At 68.0% G+C, this 21,099-nt stretch carries 23 protein-coding genes and 2 tRNA genes; 7 read left to right on the forward strand and 18 right to left on the reverse strand.

Going from position 1 to position 21,099, the window contains the following annotated elements; all coding sequences use genetic code 11:
• The first annotated feature begins 39 nt into the window (after window positions 1-39).
• Entirely contained in the window at window positions 40-3,846 is a 3,807-nt protein-coding gene (locus BMX32_RS16215) for a M48 family metallopeptidase (protein WP_089980695.1), read from the forward strand.
• A gap of 23 nt (window positions 3,847-3,869) precedes the next feature.
• Window positions 3,870-4,604, forward strand: a complete 735-nt coding sequence (locus BMX32_RS16220) for an SDR family oxidoreductase (RefSeq protein WP_089980700.1) — start codon at window positions 3,870-3,872, stop codon at window positions 4,602-4,604.
• An 18-nt stretch (window positions 4,605-4,622) separates the two neighbouring features.
• Here BMX32_RS16220 and BMX32_RS16225 read toward each other — a convergent pair whose 3' ends face one another.
• The 4 genes from BMX32_RS16225 to BMX32_RS16240 form a co-directional block, all read right to left on the reverse strand.
• Window positions 4,623-5,123 (reverse strand): VOC family protein, encoded by a 501-nt coding sequence (locus BMX32_RS16225; RefSeq protein WP_089980701.1) that lies wholly within the window; start codon window positions 5,121-5,123, stop codon window positions 4,623-4,625.
• Between the two features lie 38 nt (window positions 5,124-5,161).
• Window positions 5,162-5,452, reverse strand: a complete 291-nt coding sequence (locus tag BMX32_RS16230) for a DUF1330 domain-containing protein (RefSeq protein WP_089980702.1) — start codon at window positions 5,450-5,452, stop codon at window positions 5,162-5,164.
• A 140-nt stretch (window positions 5,453-5,592) separates the two neighbouring features.
• A tRNA-Ala gene (locus BMX32_RS16235) sits at window positions 5,593-5,668 on the reverse strand.
• A 67-nt stretch (window positions 5,669-5,735) separates the two neighbouring features.
• On the reverse strand, window positions 5,736-6,854 hold the full coding sequence (locus tag BMX32_RS16240) for a ribonuclease D (protein ID WP_089980703.1): 1,119 nt from the start codon (window positions 6,852-6,854) through the stop codon (window positions 5,736-5,738).
• A gap of 110 nt (window positions 6,855-6,964) precedes the next feature.
• Here BMX32_RS16240 and BMX32_RS16245 point away from each other — a divergent pair, with 110 nt between their 5' ends.
• The 5 genes from BMX32_RS16245 (at window position 6,965) to BMX32_RS16265 (ending at window position 11,477) form a co-directional block, all read left to right on the forward strand.
• Window positions 6,965-8,920, forward strand: coding sequence for a formylglycine-generating enzyme family protein (locus BMX32_RS16245; RefSeq protein ID WP_089980705.1), 1,956 nt, complete (start codon window positions 6,965-6,967; stop codon window positions 8,918-8,920).
• 65 nt (window positions 8,921-8,985) lie between these two features.
• On the forward strand, window positions 8,986-9,573 hold the full coding sequence (locus BMX32_RS16250; RefSeq protein ID WP_089980708.1) for a TetR/AcrR family transcriptional regulator: 588 nt from the start codon (window positions 8,986-8,988) through the stop codon (window positions 9,571-9,573).
• A gap of 158 nt (window positions 9,574-9,731) precedes the next feature.
• Complete coding sequence (locus tag BMX32_RS16255; RefSeq protein ID WP_089980710.1) at window positions 9,732-10,469, forward strand: SDR family NAD(P)-dependent oxidoreductase; 738 nt, start codon at window positions 9,732-9,734, stop codon at window positions 10,467-10,469.
• A gap of 100 nt (window positions 10,470-10,569) precedes the next feature.
• Entirely contained in the window at window positions 10,570-10,920 is a 351-nt protein-coding gene (locus tag BMX32_RS16260; protein ID WP_089980711.1) for a hypothetical protein, read from the forward strand.
• 113 nt (window positions 10,921-11,033) lie between these two features.
• Entirely contained in the window at window positions 11,034-11,477 is a 444-nt protein-coding gene (locus BMX32_RS16265; protein ID WP_089980712.1) for a hypothetical protein, read from the forward strand.
• Window positions 11,478-11,569: 92 nt separating this feature from the next.
• Here BMX32_RS16265 and BMX32_RS16270 read toward each other — a convergent pair whose 3' ends face one another.
• The 14 genes from BMX32_RS16270 to ccmA all read right to left on the reverse strand — a co-directional run bounded on the left by BMX32_RS16270 (window position 11,570) and on the right by ccmA (window position 21,062).
• The gene (locus BMX32_RS16270; RefSeq protein ID WP_170843711.1) at window positions 11,570-12,199 is read right to left on the reverse strand and encodes an outer membrane beta-barrel protein; all 630 of its coding nucleotides are present in this window, start codon (window positions 12,197-12,199) and stop codon (window positions 11,570-11,572) included.
• 101 nt (window positions 12,200-12,300) lie between these two features.
• The gene (locus tag BMX32_RS16275) at window positions 12,301-12,594 is read right to left on the reverse strand and encodes a hypothetical protein (protein WP_139206768.1); all 294 of its coding nucleotides are present in this window, start codon (window positions 12,592-12,594) and stop codon (window positions 12,301-12,303) included.
• Window positions 12,595-12,808: 214 nt separating this feature from the next.
• Window positions 12,809-12,895: transfer RNA gene (locus BMX32_RS16280), tRNA-Leu, on the reverse strand.
• A 24-nt stretch (window positions 12,896-12,919) separates the two neighbouring features.
• Window positions 12,920-13,498 carry a cysteine dioxygenase family protein gene (locus BMX32_RS16285; RefSeq protein WP_089980717.1) on the reverse strand — a complete coding sequence of 193 codons (579 nt, stop codon included), beginning with the start codon at window positions 13,496-13,498 and terminating at the stop codon, window positions 12,920-12,922.
• Window positions 13,499-13,562: 64 nt separating this feature from the next.
• Window positions 13,563-14,666: a homoserine O-acetyltransferase MetX gene (locus BMX32_RS16290; RefSeq protein ID WP_089980719.1), complete on the reverse strand. Its 1,104-nt coding sequence runs from the start codon at window positions 14,664-14,666 to the stop codon at window positions 13,563-13,565.
• Window positions 14,667-14,677: 11 nt separating this feature from the next.
• A complete protein-coding gene (locus tag BMX32_RS16295) occupies window positions 14,678-15,379 on the reverse strand; it encodes a tetratricopeptide repeat protein (RefSeq protein WP_089980721.1) in 702 nt (233 codons plus the stop codon).
• Window positions 15,376-15,816: a cytochrome c-type biogenesis protein gene (locus tag BMX32_RS16300; RefSeq protein ID WP_089980723.1), complete on the reverse strand. Its 441-nt coding sequence runs from the start codon at window positions 15,814-15,816 to the stop codon at window positions 15,376-15,378. The genes BMX32_RS16295 and BMX32_RS16300 overlap by 4 nt, the downstream gene beginning before the upstream one ends.
• Window positions 15,813-16,355, reverse strand: a complete 543-nt coding sequence (locus tag BMX32_RS16305; protein ID WP_089980725.1) for a DsbE family thiol:disulfide interchange protein — start codon at window positions 16,353-16,355, stop codon at window positions 15,813-15,815. Before BMX32_RS16305 ends, BMX32_RS16300 begins: the two co-directional genes overlap by 4 nt.
• Window positions 16,352-18,322: a heme lyase CcmF/NrfE family subunit gene (locus tag BMX32_RS16310; RefSeq protein WP_089980726.1), complete on the reverse strand. Its 1,971-nt coding sequence runs from the start codon at window positions 18,320-18,322 to the stop codon at window positions 16,352-16,354. The genes BMX32_RS16305 and BMX32_RS16310 overlap by 4 nt, the downstream gene beginning before the upstream one ends.
• On the reverse strand, window positions 18,319-18,786 hold the full coding sequence (ccmE, locus tag BMX32_RS16315) for a cytochrome c maturation protein CcmE (protein WP_089980727.1): 468 nt from the start codon (window positions 18,784-18,786) through the stop codon (window positions 18,319-18,321). The genes BMX32_RS16310 and ccmE overlap by 4 nt, the downstream gene beginning before the upstream one ends.
• A complete protein-coding gene (ccmD, locus tag BMX32_RS16320) occupies window positions 18,770-18,964 on the reverse strand; it encodes a heme exporter protein CcmD (RefSeq protein ID WP_089980728.1) in 195 nt (64 codons plus the stop codon). Before ccmD ends, ccmE begins: the two co-directional genes overlap by 17 nt.
• Window positions 18,961-19,722: a heme ABC transporter permease gene (locus BMX32_RS16325; protein ID WP_089980729.1), complete on the reverse strand. Its 762-nt coding sequence runs from the start codon at window positions 19,720-19,722 to the stop codon at window positions 18,961-18,963. Before BMX32_RS16325 ends, ccmD begins: the two co-directional genes overlap by 4 nt.
• A 21-nt stretch (window positions 19,723-19,743) precedes the next feature.
• Window positions 19,744-20,430, reverse strand: coding sequence for a heme exporter protein CcmB (gene ccmB / locus BMX32_RS16330; protein WP_089980730.1), 687 nt, complete (start codon window positions 20,428-20,430; stop codon window positions 19,744-19,746).
• A complete protein-coding gene (ccmA, locus tag BMX32_RS16335; RefSeq protein ID WP_089980731.1) occupies window positions 20,427-21,062 on the reverse strand; it encodes a cytochrome c biogenesis heme-transporting ATPase CcmA in 636 nt (211 codons plus the stop codon). Before ccmA ends, ccmB begins: the two co-directional genes overlap by 4 nt.
• Window positions 21,063-21,099 lie beyond the last annotated feature (37 nt).

A 21,099-nucleotide genomic window follows, 5' to 3' on the forward strand; every position in this document is an offset into this window, starting at 1 on the left:
GCCGCCGCAAACTCCCCCGCAACGTTGTCGGGGGACATCATGGAAACGATCTATCCAGCTGGGCCGGCCGATGTGCCGGCGGCATTCACACGACCGGGCGCCGCATACCGCCGCCATGCCTGGATCGCCGTCGGCAGCCTGTTGCTGTTCATCGCCGTGTATCTTGCGCTGACCGCGTGGTTCGTCTTCATCGGTTACAGCGAGCTGACGAAGATCGGCAACGGCGGCCTGCTTCGCGTCGCGATGGGCGGTTCGAGCCTGTTCCTCGCGGTCTTCATGATCAAGGGCCTGTTCTTCCTGCGGAAGGGCGCGGGCAACGACGGCATCGAGCTGACGCGCAGCGAACAGCCGCGACTCTTCGCGTTCCTCGACCGCATCGCGGACGACGCGGGAGCACCGCGACCGCATCGCGTCTTCGTCAGCGCCCGTGTGAACGCGGCGGTCTTCTACGATCTTTCGCTGATCAATCTCCTTGTGCCGTCGAGGAAGAATCTCGAGATCGGCCTGGCGCTGGTCAACATGCTCAACATGAGCGAGCTCAAGGCCGTGCTGGCGCATGAGTTCGGCCATTTCGCGCAGCGCTCGATGGCCGTCGGCCGCTGGGTGTACACGACGCAACAGATCGCCTCGCACATCGTCGGCCGGCGCGACGCGCTCGACACGTTCCTGCGCTCGCTGTCGCGTTTCGACTTCCGCATCGCATGGATCGGCTGGGTGCTCGGCACGATCGTCTGGGCGCTGCGCGCCGTGGTCGACATCGCGTTCCGTCTCGTCGTCGTGGCGCAGCGCGCACTCTCCCGCGAAATGGAAATGCAGGCCGATCTGGTCGCCGTGTCGCTCACCGGCAGCGATGCGCTGATCACCGCGTTGCATCGCCTGCAGATGGCCGACGACGCGTGGGATCGCGCGGTGCACTTCGCGCGTGGCGAAATGGGCGCGAAACTGCCGCCGTCCGATCTCTTCGCGTTGCACCAGGCGATCGCGGATCGCCTGGGCCGGATCTACAACGATCCCACCTATGGCGAGCGGCCCGTCGCGCCGGTGGAAGGAGCTGTCGCGTTCCGCGTTTTCGAGACCGAGCTGGCGCAGCCGCCACGCATGTGGTCGACGCACCCGATGAACCACGAGCGCGAACAGAACGCGAAACGCGTTTACCTGTTCGCGCCGGCCGACGAGCGCAGCGCGTGGTCGGTGTTCGACGACGCGGATGGCCTGCGTGCGCGCATGACCGCCGACGTGCTAGGACAGACGGAGGATCCGCCGGCGGAAGCGGACACGACCATCGGGCGCCTCGACGCGCTTTTCGACCGTGAGCACCTGAAAGCGCATTACCGCGGCGTCTACCTCGGATTTCCCGTGGCGCGTCAGGCGATGCGTGTCGACGAGCTCTACGAGGACGTGCCCGCCACGCGTGCCATCGACCACGAGGCGCTCTATCCGGAACGGATCGGCGACGAGCTAGAGCGGCTCCGGTCGATCGATCGCGAGCATGCGTTGCTCTGCTCGCTGCGGGATCGCATCTACGACGCGCCCGATGGGGTCATTCGTCATCGCGGCCGGATCATCCGCCGGAGCGATCTGCCGGCCGCGATCGCGCTGGTCGATCGCGAGCGCGACGCGTTGCGCGCCGGTCTGGAGGGCACGATCAAGGCCGTCCGTAGCCTGCACCTCTCGGCGGCGGCACGCGTGTCGCCGGCCTGGCGCGAGTACCTGATCGGCCTGCTCGGCGTCCTCCATTACGCGGAGCACGCCGAGGCCAACCTTCGGGACGCGCAGGCCGGACTCGGCCACGCGTGGCGACGCGCGACCACGCGCGCCACCATCGACGAGAAGGGCGCACGCCTCATCATGGCGGCCGCGAACGACGTCTGGCGTGCGCTGTACCACGTCTACGACGTCGCCGCGCAGGTGCAGCCGGGCGAGGCGATCCTGCGCGAACTCGAAAGCGAATCCTGGCCGGTGGCGCTCGGCGAGCTGGGCCTCAATTCGCCGAACCGCGAGAACATCAACCACTGGCTGCGCTACGTCGACGGCTGGGTGGGGCAGGTCGCCGGCACGCTGGGCGCGCTGCGCCGGGCGGCGCTGGACGAACTGCTCCGTGGCGAAAACGTCATTGCGGACGCGACGAGGGGCATCGCGCCCGCCGACGCGCCGGCCCCCGCGCCGTCGGTACCTGCGACGTATGACACGCTGCGCGTCGGCGCGGAGCGTGGCCAGCGGATCGACAAGCCCGGTTTTCGGGAACGCTTCCTCGAAGCGAGCGGCTTCCTCCCGGGCCTCGCGCGCACCGTCGTCGCGCTCGTCATCGTCGGCACCGTGCTCGCCTTCGGCTGGTCCGTGGATCGCGTGCACGTCATGGTCTACAACGGACTCTCCCGACCGGTGGTCGCGACCATCGAGGGCCAGCGCGTCGAACTGCAGCCGAAGGCGCACGCCGATGTCACGGTCGGTGGCGGCGGCGATGTGGCCGTCGTCACGGAGACCCTCGACGGCGAGGCAGTGGAATCGTTCAGGGCGCCGGTCGACCGCTCCGACACGCAGCTCGTCTACAACGTGGCGGCGGCGGTCCCGTTTCGTCGATGGACGGCGGCCTACGGCAACGTCGCCCCGGTCGCACCGGTGTTGCTCGCGCCGCAGCGGTGGTCCGCGGCCTCGGTGGATTTCCTCTTCGCGTCGCCGCCCGACCATATCGACTCGAAGTCCGGCGGCGGTACGCGCACGGTGCTCGACGCGGCGGACGACATGGCGCCCGAGTTCTATACCGACCAGATCGCCGACAAAGCCGCGCTCGCCATGGCCTCGCTCGCCCATGTGCGCTACGACGTGCCCGAGTCGCCGTACTTCATGAGCTGGCTCGCGCTCGGCAGCGACATGCCCGGTTTCGCCGACGCCTTCGCCGCACGTCGCGCGCGCTTTCCGATGGACATCGTCGCCATGCGGGCCGAACAGAACATCGCGACCGGCGAGGCGCACGACGCCGTGTGCGCGAAGCACCGGGCGCTGGCGGATGCCTCGCCGGACGCCAGCGACCTCGTCTACCTCGCGACCCGCTGTCAGCCCTCGGGCGACGCGCGCGACGAGGCGTTCGAGGCCGGCTTCCGTCGCTGGCCGTCGTCTCCATGGTTCGCCAACGCGGCCGCGTCGAGCTTCAGCCAGCATGCGCGTTATGCGGACGCACTGGCGGCTTATCGCGTCGCGATGGACAAGAGCCCGTCGCTGCGCCAATTGATCGCCGTGGAGGCGTATCGGATGGAGCGGCTCGTGGATCCCGCGGCCGCGAGACGCGACATGGAAAAGATCGCCGGCACGTCGCCGTGGGTCGGCACCATGCTTCGCCTCGAGGATACGGCGCACCCGGTCGACGGCGAGTTCCGCTCGCTGAGCCTTCTGTCGTCCGGAAGACTGGACGAGGCCGTCGCGGCGGCATCGGGTACGTCGATCGAGGCTCACGTGATACGGATGGCTGCCGCGTCGCGTGGCGCGTCGGCCGCGTTGCGCGCGCGAGCCGACCGGCTCGGACCGAACGACGGGATCGACGAGCAGACGGTATGGCTCGCGCTGGCCCACGGCGCCGATGCGACGCATCCGACCATCGCAGGCGTGCTCGACGGCATGGAGAAGGGTTTCGACATGCCGGGAACCGTTGCCAAGGTGCAGCATTTCCTCGCCGCCGTGCGCAAGGGCGACCCCGCGTCGGCCGAGCGAGAACTCGATGGCGTGCCGGCGGTGATGCGTGCGCAGGCGTACGTCGCCGGCGCGACCCTGCTGGGCGATCGCACGCCCGCCGCATGGCGCACCTTCGCCGCTCGCGTGCTCTTCGCGGCGGAGCGCCCATACTTGGGCTGAACGACCCACTGCAGAGGACACTCATGAATACATCGCAGAAAATTGCGCTCGTCACCGGTGCCACGCGCGGCATCGGTCGGGAGACTGTGCGCCAGCTCGCTGAGGCCGGTGCGCTCGTGCTCCTGGCGGGGCGCGACGAGGATCGCACGAAGGCGGCCGCGACGGCGTTGCAGGGCGAAGGCCTCGCCGTGGAGCCCATCGTGCTCGACGTGACCCGGACCGACAGCATCGCGAAGGCCGTGGCCGATGTCACGTCGCGATTCGGTCGCCTCGACATCCTCGTGAACAATGCGGGCATCCTGCTCGACGACATGGGCAAGGCGCCGTCGGAGCAGACGCTGAAGACGTGGCGCGAGACGTTCGATACCAACGTGTTCGCGGTGGTCGAGGTGACCCAGGCGTTCCTTCCGCTGCTGAAGGCGGCGCCGGCGGCGCGCATCGTCAACGTGTCGAGCCAGCTGGGTTCGGTCACCCTGCATACCGATCCGACCTCGTCGATCTACGCCTTCAAGGTACCGGCCTATAACGTGTCGAAGAGCGCGGTCAACGCGTGGACCGTGCACCTCGCCTACGAGCTGCGCGATACGCCGATCAAGGTCAACGCCATCCATCCGGGCTACGTGCAGACCGACATGAACGGTGGGCACGGCGAGATCGACGTGCCCACGGGCGCGAAGAGCAGTGTCGGCATGGCGCTGCTCGGCGACGACGGCCCGACCGGCACGTTCACCTACCTGGGCAAGACGCTGCCCTGGTGACATGCCGCGCGGGTGGGTTCAGACGCGACCGGGCAGGCGTTCGGTCACTTCCTGGATCACCCACTCGTTGCCGTCCGGGTCGCGGAACGACAGGAACGAGCCGTAACTCTTGCGCCCCTCGGCGGGACCGCTCACGCGGTTCTCGCCGGCGGGACGATGGAACACGCCATACGCGTCGTGGAAGACCTCGCTCACGTCGATGCCGCGCCGTGCGAGTTCATCGTGCGCACGCGCGATGTCGGACACGACCAGATGCAGGCCCTGCGCGGAGCCGGGCTCCGCGGTGGTCATCCTGCTGCCGAACATCACCGAGCAGCCCGAGCCGGGCGGCGTGTACTGGATGACGCGGAAGCCATGCTCGTCCTGGTAGTCGATGTCGAACCGCCATCCGAGGCGTGCATAGAAATCCTTCGCCCGGTCGACGTCGGCCACGGGGATCACGACGATTTCGAACGTGGCGGAAAAGGGCAGGGGACCGAACCGGTCGGCCTCCGTGCTCGGTGGCAGCAATGTACCCATGGGGATGCTCCGGGAAAGTGTGGCGACGGATCGGCGCGTCAGTCGACGCCTTCGACGAGGACGCAGCGGTAGGTCGCGCCCCTGAAGCGGTGCTGCGCGACGGCCTGATAGGCGGGGCTGTGGTACCAGTCGCGGGCCGCGGCCATCGTCGGGAACGACACGATCACCATGCCTTCGATGGGCGGACCTTCGAGCACTTCGAACTCGCCGTACAGTGCGTGGAACGTGATCGGGTGGCCCTCGAACGTCGGCTTCACCGTGGCGTTGTAGGTCGCCAGCTCGGCGGGATCCTGGGTGCTTTCGCGAGTGAACACGGCATAGGCGGTCATGGGATCTCCCGGACGGTCGGCGTCGTGGCGAGAGTCTCGCGCCGGTCATCGGACCGGTATTGAACGAACCGGGCGTGTGCTGGCGCCGCCGGAAAACGAAAAAAGCGCGCCACGAGGGCGCGCTTTTCGTCACGAATGATTGGTGGAGCGGAGGAGGATCGAACTCCCGACCTCTGCATTGCGAACGCAGCGCTCTCCCAGCTGAGCTACCGCCCCACGAGGCGGCAACTATATCAGCGGTTTTCGCGTCTGCCAACGCCCTACCAAGACGATCGGTCCAGGCTCAGTCCGGCAGCAGCGGCGACAGCCGGTCGTACAGCACGCCGCGTCGCCAGCCTTCGAGCGCCTCGGGCCAGGTCTTGGTCATGGCGAATTCCTCCATCGAGCGACGCGCGCAGAGCAGGCCTGGCGGCAGGTCGAGCTGGGTGGCCAGCGTGTCGACCGCGCTGCGCATGTCGTTTATCGCGCGCTTCGCCTCGCCCACCGGGTGACCGACGATCGGCGCGGTCGCTTCGATCTCCGCGTCGTCGAGCGGACGATGCAGCAGGTCGAAGAGCTCCTGGCGCTGGGCCGAGCGCAAGGCGCGCGTGCCGCGCGTCCGGTCATCGAGGCTCGCCAGCGTGGCCGGCAGGTTGCCCACGAGGTCGACGGCCTGGACGTCCTCGAGCAGCCACGATTTCGGCTTGTCGAGCGCCCGGGCCGTCAGTTCGCGCCAGCGCAATGCGCGGCGGAGCAGGGCCTGTTTTTCCATCGGCCAGTCGGCGGCGGGCTTCACGCCGCGCTGCGGCTGCGGATCGCCTTCGCGCTGGCTCGCACGGCGCTTCATGCGCGCGCAGTCCTCGGCGTGCCATGCGGAACGCCCGCGTTCTGCGAGACGCTCGGACAGGATCGCGTGCACCGGATGAAGGTGAACGACATCGAGCGTCGCGTAGAGCTTCTGCGATTCGGTGAGGGGCCGCTGCAGCCAGTCGCTACGCGTCTCGCCCTTGTCGAGCTCCGCGCCCACGAGTTCGGCGACCAGCGCACGGTAGCTGATGCCGAGCCCCATGCCGACGAAGGCGGATGCGATCTGCGTGTCGAACAGCGTATGCGGGCCGTCGGGGAGGTAGGGTGCCATCGCCTCGAGATCTTCGCCGGCGCTGTGCATCACGGTGACGACGTCCTGCGCCGCGAACGTCGGCGCGAGCGCGTCGCCCAGCGGTACCGCGAGCGGATCGATCAGCGCGTAGCGACCGCCGTGGGCGAGCTGCAGCAGGGCGAGCTGCGGATAGAACGTGTTCCTGCGCATGAACTCCGTGTCGAGACCGACGACGGTTCCCGGACCGATCGGTGCGAGCCACGCGTCGAGCGCGTCGCGTTGGTCGATCCAGGGAGCGTGGGGAGCGAGCTCGCTCGATGTCATGCGGGGTCCTCGAGAGTCGGTGGGCCGCGCCGACCTGCCGTGTTGCCCTGTCGCGCGCGATTCCCTAAGGTGGCAGCGCACGATAGCAGGCCCGTACGGAACCGCCCACCATGCCCAATGCCGAGACCGTCCGCCGACAGCGCGCCATTGGCGGTGCGCTCGGTGTCGCCGTGCTCGCTTTCGGGCTCTTCTATCACTTCTTTCCGCAGGCACTTCACGTCCAGCCGACGCAGAACGCCGCGCGCGTGCCCGCGCGCGGACAACCCGCGGTGATGGGCTTCGATCAGCGACCGCAGGCCGCGCCACAGGCGCAGGTGTCGGAAATCGACGCCGGGCCCCCGATCATGCTGGCCCCGGCCGCGGTGATCGCGTCGCGGCGACGCGAGAAGACCGAGGACATCGAGCTGCCGGCCCAGAAGACGCCCGACTCGGCCGAACTCACGGCCTTGCTGGACCGCGGCGACAAGGCCCTGGCCGGCGATCGCCTCGTGGGTGGCAAGGACAGCGCGGCGGCGCTCTTCATGGAGGCGCTCAAGGACAAGGCCGACAGCCAGCGCGCGCTGAACGGTATGAACGAGGTGCGGGCGCGACTCGCCGCCGAGATCGAACAGGACATCGCGCTGGGCGACGCGGACGCCGCGCGCGAGTCGCTCGTCGCCCTCAAGGCGTTGCCGTCGTCCGCGACGGATGCCGGTCCGTTGCAGCAGAAGCTCGCCGTGCTCGACAAGGTGCGGCCGATGCTCGGCAAGGCGGCCGCGCAGTTGCAGGAGGGCAGGGCGAGCCAGCCACGCGGCGACAGCGCGCTCGACACCTACCGCGACGTGCTCGAACTGGATCCGCAGAACGCCGTCGCGGAGCAGGGTATCGCCAACGTGCAGCGCACGGTGCTCGACAAGGCGCTGGCCGCCGTCGCGCAGAACGACTTCGCCGCCGCGGACGCGGCGCTCGCGGAGGCCGCGGCGATCGCGCCGGAATCGCAGGGGCTGCAGGACACGCGCGGCCGTATCGAAGGCATGCGCCGCCAGAATGCCGCCGCGATGCTCGCCCAGGCGCGGTCTGCACTCGACGCCGGCAACATCGAACTCGCGCAACAGCTCGCCGCCAATGCGCAGAAGATCAGTCCTGACCTCGCCGGCATCGACGATTTCAACGAGCGCGTGACCAACGCGCGACTTTACGCGAGCTACAAGCCCGGCCAGGTATTTGCAGATCGTTTCGTCGATTCCACGGGCCAGGGGCCGCCCATGGTGGTGATTCCCACGGGGCGCTTCCTCATGGGCTCGCCGGACGGCGAGAAGGGCCATGATCCGAACGAGGCGCCCGTGCACGAGGTCGTCGTCGACAAGGGTTTCGCGATGGCGCGAAGCGCGATCAGCATCGGGCAGTTCCGCGATTTCGTGCGCGCGTCGGGTTACGTGCCCGAGTCGCAGTCGAAGGGCGGCGGCAGCGTCTACGACGAACAGAGCGGCGGCCTCCGCGACGACGCCTCCGTGACTTGGCAGGACGACTACGCGGGCAAGCCGGGCCAGGACCGCCTGCCGGTGATCAACGTGTCGTGGAACGATGCGAAGGCGTACACCGACTGGCTTTCGAAGCGCACCGGCAAGACGTACCGTCTTCCGAGCGAGGCGGAGTTCGAATACGCCCTGCGTGCCGGCAGCACGTCGCGCTACTGGTGGGGCGACGACGCGCCGTCGTCGAAGCTGGAGAACCTCACCGGCGGCAACGACCGTTCGGGGTCGGGGCGTCGCTGGAGCAACGCGTTCAGCGGTTACAAGGACGGCTACTGGGGCCCCGCACCCACCATGAGTTTCTCGGCCAATCCGTTCGGCCTGTACGACATGGGTGGCAACGTCTCCGAGTGGGTCGCGGACTGCTGGCACGACAACTACATCCGCGCACCGCGTACGGCCGCGGCATGGGTCAACCCCGGCTGCACGCGCCGCGTCATCCGCGGCGGCTCGTGGGGCAGCGCACCCGAAATGGTCCGGTCGGCCTACCGGCAGGGTGCCCCCGCCGATCTGCGCAACGCCCGCGTGGGCTTCCGTGTGGTGCGGGAGCTCTGACGCCGGCAGACGGACTCCAGCGGTGGTACCCTTTGTGGACTCTTTGATCCAGAAACGGTGCAGCCATGGCACGTCCACGCGAGTTCGACCGGGATACCGCGCTCCAGCGGGCCATCGACACGTTCGCCATGCACGGCTTCGAAGGCACGTCGACGCCGATGCTGCTGGAGGCGATGAAGATCGGCAGGCAGAGTCTCTACGACACCTTTGGCGACAAGCGAAGCCTCTACCTCGAGGCGCTGCGGACGTATTCGACGGCCAGCGTCGGCGCGACGCTTTCCGCGATGTTCGCCACGGTGTCGGTGCGCGATGGGATCGAGCAGGCGTTGCTGGGCTTCGCGACCAACGCCACCGCTGCCACGACCGCGCGTGCCTGCCTCGGCGTCCACGCGGTGACGGAGTTCGGCACGCTCGCGAGCGACGTCAAGGCCGTGACCGACGAGATCGGCGCGCGAACCGTGCTCGCGTTCGAGAGTCGCATCCGTGAAGGCATGGCGCGCGGCGAGCTCGCCGCCGATCTCGATGCGGCAAGCGCCGCGCAGTTCCTCCTCGCCACGCTAACCGGACTGAAGGTCGCGGCGCGTGGCGGCGCGGATCTGGCGACCCTCCACGGCATCGTGGGTATCGCCATGCGCGCGGTGGTCGAAAAATAGTGGACTGACCAGTCAATTAATGATAAGGTGGATTTCTGGGCCGCTGTACGGGCCTCGCCGCACACCCCCGGGTGCGGCGTTATCTCATCCATCGAAGGGCCTTGCGGCCCTTTTCATTCGACCTTTAGTTGACTAATCAATCCATAACGGAGCACGGCATGATCACGAATTCCCTCGAAGGTAAGTCCGCTTTCGTCACGGGCGGCTCCCGCGGCATCGGCGCAGGCATCGTCCGCGCGCTCGTCGCGGCAGGGGCCAACGTCACCTTCACCTATGCCAGTTCGGCCGATGCCGCCCAAGCCGTCGTCGACGAACTCCGCGCCGCCGGCGGCCGCGCCCAGGCCGTTCGTGCCGACAGTGCCGACGCGGCGGCGCTCACGGCGGCGATCGACGACGCAGCCCGCGCGAGCGGCCGTCTCGATATCCTGGTGAACAGCGCCGGCGTGCTCCACTACGCGCCGCTTGGCGACACCTCGATCGACGACTTCGATACCTCCTTCGGCGTCAACGTACGTGCGGTGTTCGTCGCGGCCAAGGCGGCGGCGAAGCACATGGGCGAGGGCGGCAGCATCGTCAACATCGGCAGCATGTCGGCCGATCGCGCCGGCAGTGAAGGCGCCGCCGTTTATTCCGCGACCAAGGGCGCGGTGCAGGCGATGACCCGCGGCCTCGCGCGCGACCTGGGCCCCCGTGGCATCACCGTCAACAACGTGCAGCCGGGCCCGATCACGACGGATATGACGACGGGCTTCGCCGACATGCTGACGCCCATGATTCCGGTCGGTCGCCTCGGCAACCCCGACGAAGTCGGCGCGCTCGTCGCGTACCTCGCCGGCCCCAACGCCCGCTACATCAACGGCGCGAGCGTCACGATCGACGGCGGTTTCGTCAGCTGATCCCAGGGAGCACCGGTCCCTGACAGGCCCGGTGCTCCCCGGCGTGGCCTCAAGTTCTCGTCAGCGCCGCCGATGATTCCCCGATGGAAGAGGGGACGCCATGAAGCGCATCGCGATCGTGATCCTGTGTGGCCTTTCGCTGGCGCTCGCCGCGTGCGGCCACGAGACCTGGCACCTCGTCAGCGGGGAGAAGGGCAATCCGGCCGAAATCCGGCTCAAGGGCGGCAAGGGCGATGCGTTCTGGTCGTGGGGGCCTGCGACGCACAGCGTGGGCGTCACGGTCGAGAAGAACGACCTGACCGGCGGCCCGACGCCAGCCGGTGGCGTGCTGCGCCTGCGCATGGCCGATGGCACGCCGCTGGAATTCCGTGGCGAGCACGGTGCGCTGGTCTGCGCTCATGGCTGCGATGGCCTGCACATGCCGGTCGCGTGGCTCGTCCAGCGCGATTAGCGAGCGATTCATCGCGGCACGTGGTTGCGTGATCGCTGGCACATCGCGCCCGGCGTTCGGGCCGTACAGTGCCTCGAAGATGGCTTACTCGGAACGCTGAACGGGAGGTGCTCGTGCTCAGACACATACCTGCGGCGTTTGCCCTCTTCACCGTGTGCGCATCGGTACACGCCGCCGACCTCTACAAGGTCGACATGAGCGTGTTGCGCGGAGGGGTGGTGGTCGCCAGGCCGAGCGTCCGCGTCGCGGCCGATAAGATCGCAGACCTCACCATGACACCGCCTGGCGGGCCGGAGAAGGACGCCGTACGTGTCGCGCTGTCGGTCGCGCCCGGTACCCAGTCCGGTACCGTAGCAGTCCACCTCATGATCTTCGAACGACCGGCCCGCGAATGGACGCTCCGTGCGGAACCGGTTGTCGTGGCATGGCCCGGCAGAGAAGCCACACTCGAGGTCGGCGGCAACAAAGACGGCGCGCGTGACGCCACCATCGGCGTCACCCTCACGGTCACAGCCGAGATGTCGACGCCCGCAGCGGTTGCCGCCGCCGGCTCATGAAAGCCGGCGAGCGCCAACCGGTGCCGGCCAACGACAGACCCGCCCGCGAAAAGAGGAGGGTGTCGTTGTCGGCCCGATAATATCGCCGACGATCAGAAACGATACTCGACGGACGCGCCCCAGACATTGGTATCGACCTTGTCGGTGAACGAATAAAGGCGGTAGCGGGCGACGTAGTGGTCGTAGGTGAGGGCGAGGCTAACCTGCGGCGAAAAGTTGAAGCCGAATCCTGCACCTGCGTAGTAGTTCGTGTCGTAGAGCCGATATCGATGCGTATAGACATCGGCAGGCCCGTTATCCACGGCGAAAAAGTCCTTCGTCCGGATCCCTTGCCGATAGCGAGCCACCCCGCCATGGGCGGTCACGAAATACTGCTCGGCAAACTCCCAGCGTCCGTTCACGCCGAGCAACAGCGCCTTTTGTGTGGTCCTGAAGCGCGTCGTCGAATAGTAGACATGCGGCCCATTGAGGAGGGGGCGGTTATGGACTTCATGGTCCTGCCGACCCAGATCCATCAACCCGCCCTCGATCCCGAGCGAGAGCGACGACGTCGACGCCCAGCGATACCCGCCCAGCACCCCGTAGGCGTTGCCGTCGCCTCGCGAGCTGCTGTTCCCGTGACCGACGTTCGTAGAGAGAAATGCACCATCCACGGGATCGGCGGTAGCGACCGACGACACCATCATCGCGGCGGCCGCCGCGAAATACATCGACTTCATCATGAAGTTCCCTGTTCCATTACATGCGCGGCGAGTGTCCGGCATGGCACGTGGCGGAGCGATTGTAGCGACGACATCATTCCTCCGCACCTTACCCCGTGCCTTCACACCACAGGCCGTAGCCGGTCGACGGCGGCCATGCGTCGCGCCATCAGAAGAAGCCCATAAATGCCGTGCAGCCGGGCGGCCAACTCGGGATCCGCCTGAAGAGCGGCGGTCGCTCCGGCGCGCTCGAGCTCTTCGCGCAGGAGGACAACGGCACTTTCCGTCAGGCCGCTTTCGACGCGTGACGCGGTGCGGGCCCCGCTATCCGAGGACACCGTCTGAATATCAGGCACGCCCACCGGAGCGGACGAATGTGCGGCTACGATTCCGTTACCCATGGTCGCGATTTCCACCCCCCCCTTGTTCGTAGTGGGCGGACTGACACGTCAGCACGTCGTCTGGTCGCTTCCGGCACATGCGCCAGAATTCTTACGCCGCAGACCCCACCTGCGATTCGGATGCAATGACCTTGCCAATCGCAGGCAACGTGCCAGACATGAAAAACCCGCCTCGGGGGCGGGTTCTCGGAACGCCACGAATGACTTGCGCATTCGCGACGTTTACCACTGGTGCCGAAAGTGGGACTCGAACCCACACTGTATCTCTACAAACGGATTTTGAGTCCGCCGCGTCTACCGGTTCCGCCATTTCGGCATGGGGCCCGCGATTATGCGGGAATCAGTGGACCTGGTCGAGGCCCAGCTTGCGGTCGGTCTTTTCGTACCAGTCGTCGCCCTGTGGGTTGAAGACGGCGCACTGGGTCATGCGACCCGAGTAGATGTGCAGGCTGACGGCCACGGCGTCTTCGCTCGGATTGCGGATGGTGTGGTATTCGTGGGGCGGGATCAGGCTTCCGGCAGAGCCGGGGCCGGCCTGGATGGAGCCGACGGGGCGGAAGTGGTAGCGGTCGGCCTCGTGGTCGAGGAGCTCGTACTGGACGATCTCGAGCGCGCCGTTCCAGACGCCCTCGACGCACCACATGCCGCAGTGATCGTGGATCAGGGTGCCCTGGCCGGGCCCCCAGGTCATGGCGACCACGCTGTAGCCGTGCTCGTCGCTGCGATAGAGCTCGCGGCGCGCGTAGTGGTCGCCGGCGGTCTCCATGACGCAGTCGGGAAGTTTCACCTCCTGCGAGCGGATGAGGCGGCACAGCGCGTTGCGCAGCGAGTCCGTGACGGCGGGCGTCGTGGGTTGGGCCACCGCGGTGTTGATGGCTTCGATGAGCTTGTCGCTGCCCGTGAACTCGACCGTGATCATGGGATGGAACCTCGAGGGGAATGCGTGGGGGCCCGTTTCGCCCCCGATCATAGCAAACCCCGTGTCATACCGACTTGAGGAAGCCCCCGATGGCGCGGCTGTAGTTCTCGATGTCGACCAGGAAGGCGTCGTGGCCCTGCGGCGAGTCCAGCGCCACGAATTCGACGGCGGCGCCCGCCGCCTCCAGGCCCATCGCGATGGTTTCCTGCTGCTCCAGCGGGAACAGGATGTCGGTGCTGACGCCGATGACCAGGGCTTTCTCGACCCGGATGCGCGCCAGCCCGCGCATCACGTCGCCATCGCCGTACTCGGCCACGTCGAACCAGTCGCTGGCTCGCGAGAGGTAGAGGTAGCTGTTCGGGTCGAACTGTCGGTTGAAGCGCCTGGCGTGGGCTTCGAGGTACGACTCGACCTGGAATTCGAAGCCGAACGGTGACGATGCGTCGCGTTCGTCCGCGTCGAGGCGGATGCGGGCGAAACGGCCCTTCCATTCCATCGCGGAACGATAGGTGATGACGCCCAGCTTGCGCGCGATCCCCATGCCGTGTTCCGGCCACTCGTCGCCCTCGTACTGGCCTCCCTTCCAGTGGGGGTCGAGACGGATGGCTTCGCGCTGCAGGGAGCGGATGGCGATGGCGAACGGCTGGGCCTGCGGCGCCGTGTCGACGCTGATGTGCGTCCGGGCGGCACCGGGGTGCAGGAGCATGTAGGCGAGCGCACCCATGCCGCCCATCGAGCAGCCGACGAGGCAGGCGAGCTGGGCGATGCCCATGCCGGTGACGGCTTCCCAGGCGGCGTTGGCGACGTCCTCGAGCGACAGCTCGGGGAAGGTCAGGCGATACGGTGCGCCCGTCGCGGGATCGGGCGACGCGGGGCAGGTGGAGCCCTTGTCGCTGCCGAGCGAGTTGACGCAGATGACGAAGAAGCGGTCGGTGTCGAAGGCGCGACCGGGGCCGATCATGTCCTCCCACCAGCCCGGCGTCGGGTCTTCCGCATTCGATGCCGCGTGCGCGCTGGGCGAGAGGCCCGTGAGGATGAGGATCGCGTTGTCGCGCGCGGGCGTGAGCGTGCCCCAGGTTTCGTAGGCGACCCGTGCGCCGTGGAGCTCGCCGCCGCGCTTCATGCGGAACGGCGACGAAAGCGGGTGGTAACGGCGGGCGTCGCCCATGGAGCGCTCCTTCAACGGGTGCCGCCCATGTTACCCGTGGCGGCATTTCCGGGCCCGGCCGCGACGCGCGCCTGCGCGACCGCGATCTGCTTCGCGACGGCGTGGGCCACGTTGGAGTCCGGATCGAGCAGCGGCTGCAGGCGTTGCCAGGTGGCGATCGCATCCGGGTAGCGTTCTTTCTGGAATTGCGCGATCCCGAGCAGCCAGAGGGCGCGCTGGTTGGCCGGCTCGAGCGATGCGGCGCGCTCCAGCAAGTCGAGCGCGCGGCCGTCGATGCGATGGTCGTCGCGGGCGAGCGAGTCGGCTTCGGCCCAGCCGACCATGGCGGCGACGTTGTCCGGAAGCAGCGTCAGCACGTGGCCGTAGGCATCGCGCGCTTCGGCGGGCCGCTTGCCCATGGCGTAAGCCTGGCCGAGCAGCATCCAGCCTTCCGGATCGTCGGGCGATGCCTTGAGGTGGGCAAGCAAGGCTTCGATCCCCTGATCGAGCGACATCGGTTTCGGCGCTTCGACGCCGCCCAGCGTCGCCGGCGTGCCCACCAGCATGTAGAGCGCGGCGCTGCCGGTGGGCAGTGCGAGGGCCACCACGACGGCGAGCGCGAAGACGCCCCGCGACCGTCCGTCGCGACGCCCCTGGCGGACGAGCGGTACGAGCAGCAGGGCGAGCGCGAACGCGAGCATCGCGGACGCGGCGAGATAGAACACGGTGGTCACCAGTCGTCCCCGGTATCGTTGGCCGGCGGAGCGGCGGGAGCCTGTCGCGCACGGCGACGTACCTGCACCGCGACGACGACGCCGCCGACGACGAGCAGGACGGCCGGGCCGAACCACAGCAGCCACGTGGACGGTTCCACCGGCGGCTGGTAAAGCACGAACTGCGAATAGCGGGCTACGAGGTACGCCTTGATCTCGTCGTCGCTCTTGCCCGCCTGCATCATTTCGAACACCTGGCGGCGCAGGTCGTGCGCGATCGGTGCGTTGGAATCGGCGAGCGTTTCGTTCTGGCACATCGGGCAGCGCAACTCGGCGCTGAGCCTCTGGAAGCGGACTTCCTCCGCACGGTCGCGAAACGGCAGCGGCTGGATCGCCTGCGCGATTGCGGTCGCCGGAATCAGGCACAGCGCGAGCCAGAGCAGCGCATGGCGCATCATGGCGATTCCTTAGCCAGCGCGGCGATGGCCGGGCGGATTTCGTTGTCGAGCACGTCGGGCGTGATCGGGCCGATGCGCTTGTAGCGGATCACGCCTTTCGCATCGATCAGGAAGGTTTCCGGCGCGGCGTACACCCCGAAGTCGATGCCGGCACGACCATCGCGGTCGGCGACGATCGTGTCGAAGGGATTGCCGTGTTTTGCGAGCCATGCGGTGGCGTCGGCCGGCTCGTCCTTGTAGTTGAAGCCGACGAGCGGAACACCGAGCTCTTTCGCGCGGGTCATCAGTATCGGATGCTCGTGCACGCACTCGATGCACCAGCTGGCGAAGACGTTCAGGAGATACGGTCTGCCGAGCAGCGACGCCTTGTCGATCGTGCGCTCCGGCTCGCCGAGCACGGGGAGCGCGAACGCCGGCGCCGGCTGATCGATCAACGGCGACGCGATGTCGTGCGGATCGTGGCCGGTGTTCCACCAGATGCCGAAGCCGAAGAGCGCCACGAGCAGCAGGAAACCGAAGAGCGGAAGAAGCCGGCTCATGCGAGCGATCCCTTCGGCTCGGCGTCGACGGCGGCCGCAGCGGGCGTTTTCTTTGCCCGGAACCGCCGCTCGGCGGCGGCGAAGAGACCGCCGGCCATCATGAAGAGACCGCCCAGCCAGATCCACCGCACGAACGGCTTGTGATAGAGGCGCAGTGCCCAGGCGCCCTGGACGTCGTTCGCGTCCATCGGCTCGCCCAGCGCGACGTAGATGTCGCGGAACAGTCCGGCGTCGATGGCGGATTCGGTCTGCACCTGTCCGCGCGAGTAGGTGCGTTTTTGCGGATGCATCGTGCCGACCGTGGCGCCGTCGCGCAGGATCGTCACCGTGCCCTCGTCGGCGCGCCAGTTGGGGCCTTCGGTTTCCGCGACGCCGTCGAAGCGGAAGTCGTAGCCGCCGATGGTTGCGCTCGCGCCGGGCGCGAGGCGCACGTCGCGCTCGATGCTCAGCGATTCGGACAGCATCACGCCGATGAGGAAGATCGCGACGCCCGCGTGCGCGACCAGCATGCCGGCCATCTCGGCCGGATAGCGGCGGCCGCGCGGCATCTCGCGCCAGCGCTTGATCACATAGGCGAGCGTGCCCGCGCCGACCCACACCGCACCCGCCACGCCGGCGATGGCTCGCAGATGGCCCTGGACGAAGAACGCGGCGACGATCGCGCAGATGACGGCGGCGACGCCGGCCCGCAGCGCCATCGACGTCAGCTGGCGTCCTTCGGCGCGGCCCCAGCGCAGATAGGGACCGAACGGCAGCAGGAGCACCGCCGGTGCCATCAGCAGCACGAAGAGGAAGCCGAAGTAGGGCGGGCCCACGGACACGCGGCCGAGGTTCAGCGCATCGCCGATCAGCGGAAACAGCGTGCCCAGCAACACCATCGCGGCCGCCGTGGTGAACAGCAGGTTCGCGACCATGATGCCCGTCTCGCGCGACAGCGGCGCGAACGGCTTGCCCGTGGCGACCTTCGGCGCGCGGATCGCGTACAGCAGCAGCGAGCCGCCGATCACGATCACGAGGAAGCCGAGGATGTACAGACCGCGACGCGGATCGGACGCGAAGGCGTGCACCGACGTCAGCACGCCCGAGCGCACGAGGAACGTGCCGAGCAGCGACAGCGAAAAGGCGAACAGCGAAAGCAGCACGGTCCACGCGGGCAGCGAGCCTCGCTTCTCCGTCACCGCTTGGGCATGGATCAGCGCCACACCGACCAGCCAAGGCATGAACGACGCGTTCTCGACGGGATCCCAGAACCACCAGCCGCCCCAGCCCAGCTCGGCGTAGGCCCACCAGCTGCCGGCGACGATGCCGAGGGTGAGGAAGGCCCATGCCACGTTCGTCCATGGACGCGCCCAGCGCACCCACGCCTGCTCCATTTCGCCGCCGAGCAGCGCGGCGATCGAGAACGCGAAGGCGACGGAGAACCCGACGTAACCCATGTAGAGCACGGGCGGGTGGAACGTCATGCCCGGGTCCTGCAGCACGGGATTGAGATCGCCGCCGTCGACGGGCATGGGCAGTTCGCGCATGAACGGATTCGACGTGAACAGGATGAAGGCGATGAAGCCCACGCCGATCAGCCCGAGCACGCCGAGCACGCGTGCGACGAACGCCTGCGGCAGGTGTCGGCTGAGCGCGGCCAGCGCGACCGACCACACGTTGAGGATCGTCACCCAGAGCAGCATCGACCCCTCGTGCGCCCCCCACACGGCGGTGACGCGGTAGTACCAGGGCAGGGCGAGGTTGGAGTTGTCGGCGACGTACGCGACCGAGAAATCGAACGACAGGAACGCGTAGATCAGGACCGCCATGGCGGCGAACACGAACACGCCCTGGCCGGCGGCCGCGGGTCGTGCCACGGCCATCAGGGCGGCATTGCCGCGCCATGCGCCGACGATCGGAAGCACGCCCTGCGCGATCGCGAGCAGCAGGGCGAGGACGAGTGCGAACTGGCCGAGTTCGGGAATCACTTGCCGGCGTCCTGCGTGGCCGTGTCTTCGATCTTGCGGTTTTCGTGCGCCTTGGCCATCGCGTCCTTCAGTTCCTTCGGCATGTAGTTCTCGTCGTGCTTGGCGAGCACTTCGCTGGCGATGAAGCGCCCGCTGTCCATGCGGCCCGTCGCGATCACCGACTGGTTGTCGCGGAAGAGGTCCGGAAGGATGCCGGTGTATTCCACCGGCATGGCGCCGCCGTCGTCGACGACGATGAAGCTCACCTTAAGCGTGTCGGCGGCTCGCTGGATGGAACCGGACTTCACCATGCCGCCGAGGCGGAAGGTCGGGTACTGCGTGGCCTGGCCTTCCTGCACCTGGCTGGGGGTGAACAGGTAGCTCATGTTCCGCTGCAGGGCGAACACGATCAGGCCGACCGCCACGACGGCGGCGACCAGAACGGAAATGACGATGGCGAGACGGCGTTTACGGGTGGGATTCATGACTCGAAGGTGTTCCGGGCCGGCGGCGGTTTTCCTGGCGCGCGATCCGTGCGCGCAGTTCGCGCAGGTTCCGGCGGCGCCTGGCGAGCGGCGCCAGCGTGTCGATCAGGAGGACGATGAGAAAGACGGCGACGGCGGTCCACACGTAGAAACCGTACGCGCCCATGGCGAGGTTCATGCGGCGCCTTCCTCGCGGGTCAGCAGTTCGCGCACCCATGCCTTGCCGCCTTCGGAGGCGATGAGGTCGGCACGCACGCGGGCGAACAGGCTGGCGATGTAATAGAGCTTGGTGGCGGCCATCATGGTCAGCAGGGGCCAGAGCATGCTGGCCTCGATGTGCGAGGGCCCGACGAGACGGACGGTGGAGCCCTGGTGCAACGTGTTCCACCAGTTCACCGAGAAATGGACGATCGGCACGTTCACCGCGCCGACCAGCACGAGGAAGCATGCCGCGCGCGCGCCCTGCCGGCGATCCTCGAAAGAATGATAGAGGCCGACAATGCCGAGGTAGATGAAGAGCAGCACCAGCTCCGAGGTGAGGCGGGCGTCCCACGTCCACCACGTGCCCCACATCGGCTTGCCCCAGAGCGATCCGGTCGCCAGCGTGATGAAGGTGAACGCGGCGCCGACCGGCGCGGATTCCATGGCCACCACTTCCGCGATCTTGATCCGCCACACCAGTCCGACGAACGCGGCGAGCGTCATAGCGCCGTAAATGAAGAGGCTCATCCAGGCGCTGGGCACGTGGATGAAGATGATGCGGTACGCGTCGCCCTGCTGGTAATCGGCGGGTGCGACGAAGAGGCCGGCATAAAGCGCCACCGCGCCGAGCGCGAGCGCGAGTCCGAGCGCCCACGGGCGCACGGCGCCCGCGAAGCGGTAGAACACCGGCGGTGAGCCGAGGCGGTGAAGCCAGAGCGGAACCCAGTTAGCCATCGATCCTCATCACGGTACGGGTCAGGACTCCATCGCGATGCGCAGGGCGGCGGCGCTGGCGAGCGGCGCAAGGACGACGGCCATGACGAGCCCCGCGCCAAGCCAGGCGATCGGCGCGAGCCACGGCAGCCCTTCCTGCGCGGCAGCCACGGCCCCGGCGGCGAAGATCACGACCGGTACGCACAACGGCAGCAACATGAGCGCCAGAAGCATACCAGAGCGCCTCGACCCCGCCGTCAGCGCGACGAGCACGGCACCGAGCAGGCTGAGCAGCGGCGTGGCGATGGCCAGCGCCAGCAGCAGCGCGGGCATCGCGGCGGCGGGCAGTCTCAGCATGCTCGCGAGCAGCGGCGCGACCACGATCAGGGGCAGGGCCGACGTGATCCAGTGCGCCAGCACCTTCATGCCGACCAGCAGCGCGAGCGGCTGCGGCGCGAGCATCAGCTGTTCCATGGAGCCGTCCTCGATGTCCGCGCGGAACAGCTGATCGAGCGACAGCAGCACGGCCAGCAGCACGGTGACGAACACCACGCCCCCGGCAATGCGGGCGAGCAGGGCCGGCTCGGGGCCCACGGCGAAGGGGAACAGCGTGGTGACGATCAGCGCGTAGAGCACCGGCATGGCGATATCGCCGCGACGGCGCCACGCCAGGGTGAGATCGCGCTGAAGCACTGCCGCGCAGGCGGATGCCGTGCTGCCGGGAATCATGCGTGCAACCGGATGCGGCGAGGCTCGCCCCCGGCGAAGCTCACGGCGCCGTGGCTGGTCACCAGTGCCGCGCCGCCACGCGCCGCATGCCCGTCGAGCAACTGGTTCACGAGGGCGATGCCCTCGCGGTCGAGATTGGCGTATGGCTCGTCCAGCAGCCATACCCGTGCGGGCAGCAGCAGGAGCCGGGCGAGGGCCGCCCGTTTCTTCTGGCCGGCCGAGAGGCGGCGGACGGGTTCGTCCTCGAAGCCACCGAGGCCCACGACGCGCAGTGCCTCCATGGGGCTCGTGCCGTCGCGCACGCCGTACAGGCCCGCGCTCACGTCGAGGTTCTCGCGGGCGGTCAGGTCGGACTTCAGCCCCAGGTGATGCCCAAGGAACACGATGGCGCCGCCCATGGTCGTCAGCGAGAACGGCTGGCCGGCGAACAGCACGTCGCCTTCTCCGGCACGCAGCATGCCGGTCAGCACGCGCATGAGCGTCGTCTTGCCGCTGCCGTTGTCGCCCTCGACGAGCGCGATGTCGCCGGCCCGCAGGTCGAAATCGACCGGGCCGAACACCCGTTCGTCCTGGCGCGAAAAACCCAGCGCGCGGGCTTCGAGGAGGATCGACGGTGAAGGGAGCGAAGACATCCGCCGATTGTTGCGGGGTGCCGCGCGGTTGTCTATG

Origin of the sequence: Luteibacter sp. UNCMF331Sha3.1, assembly GCF_900109915.1 — a bacterium.
In the GTDB taxonomy this organism is placed as follows: Bacteria; Pseudomonadota; Gammaproteobacteria; order Xanthomonadales; family Rhodanobacteraceae; genus Luteibacter.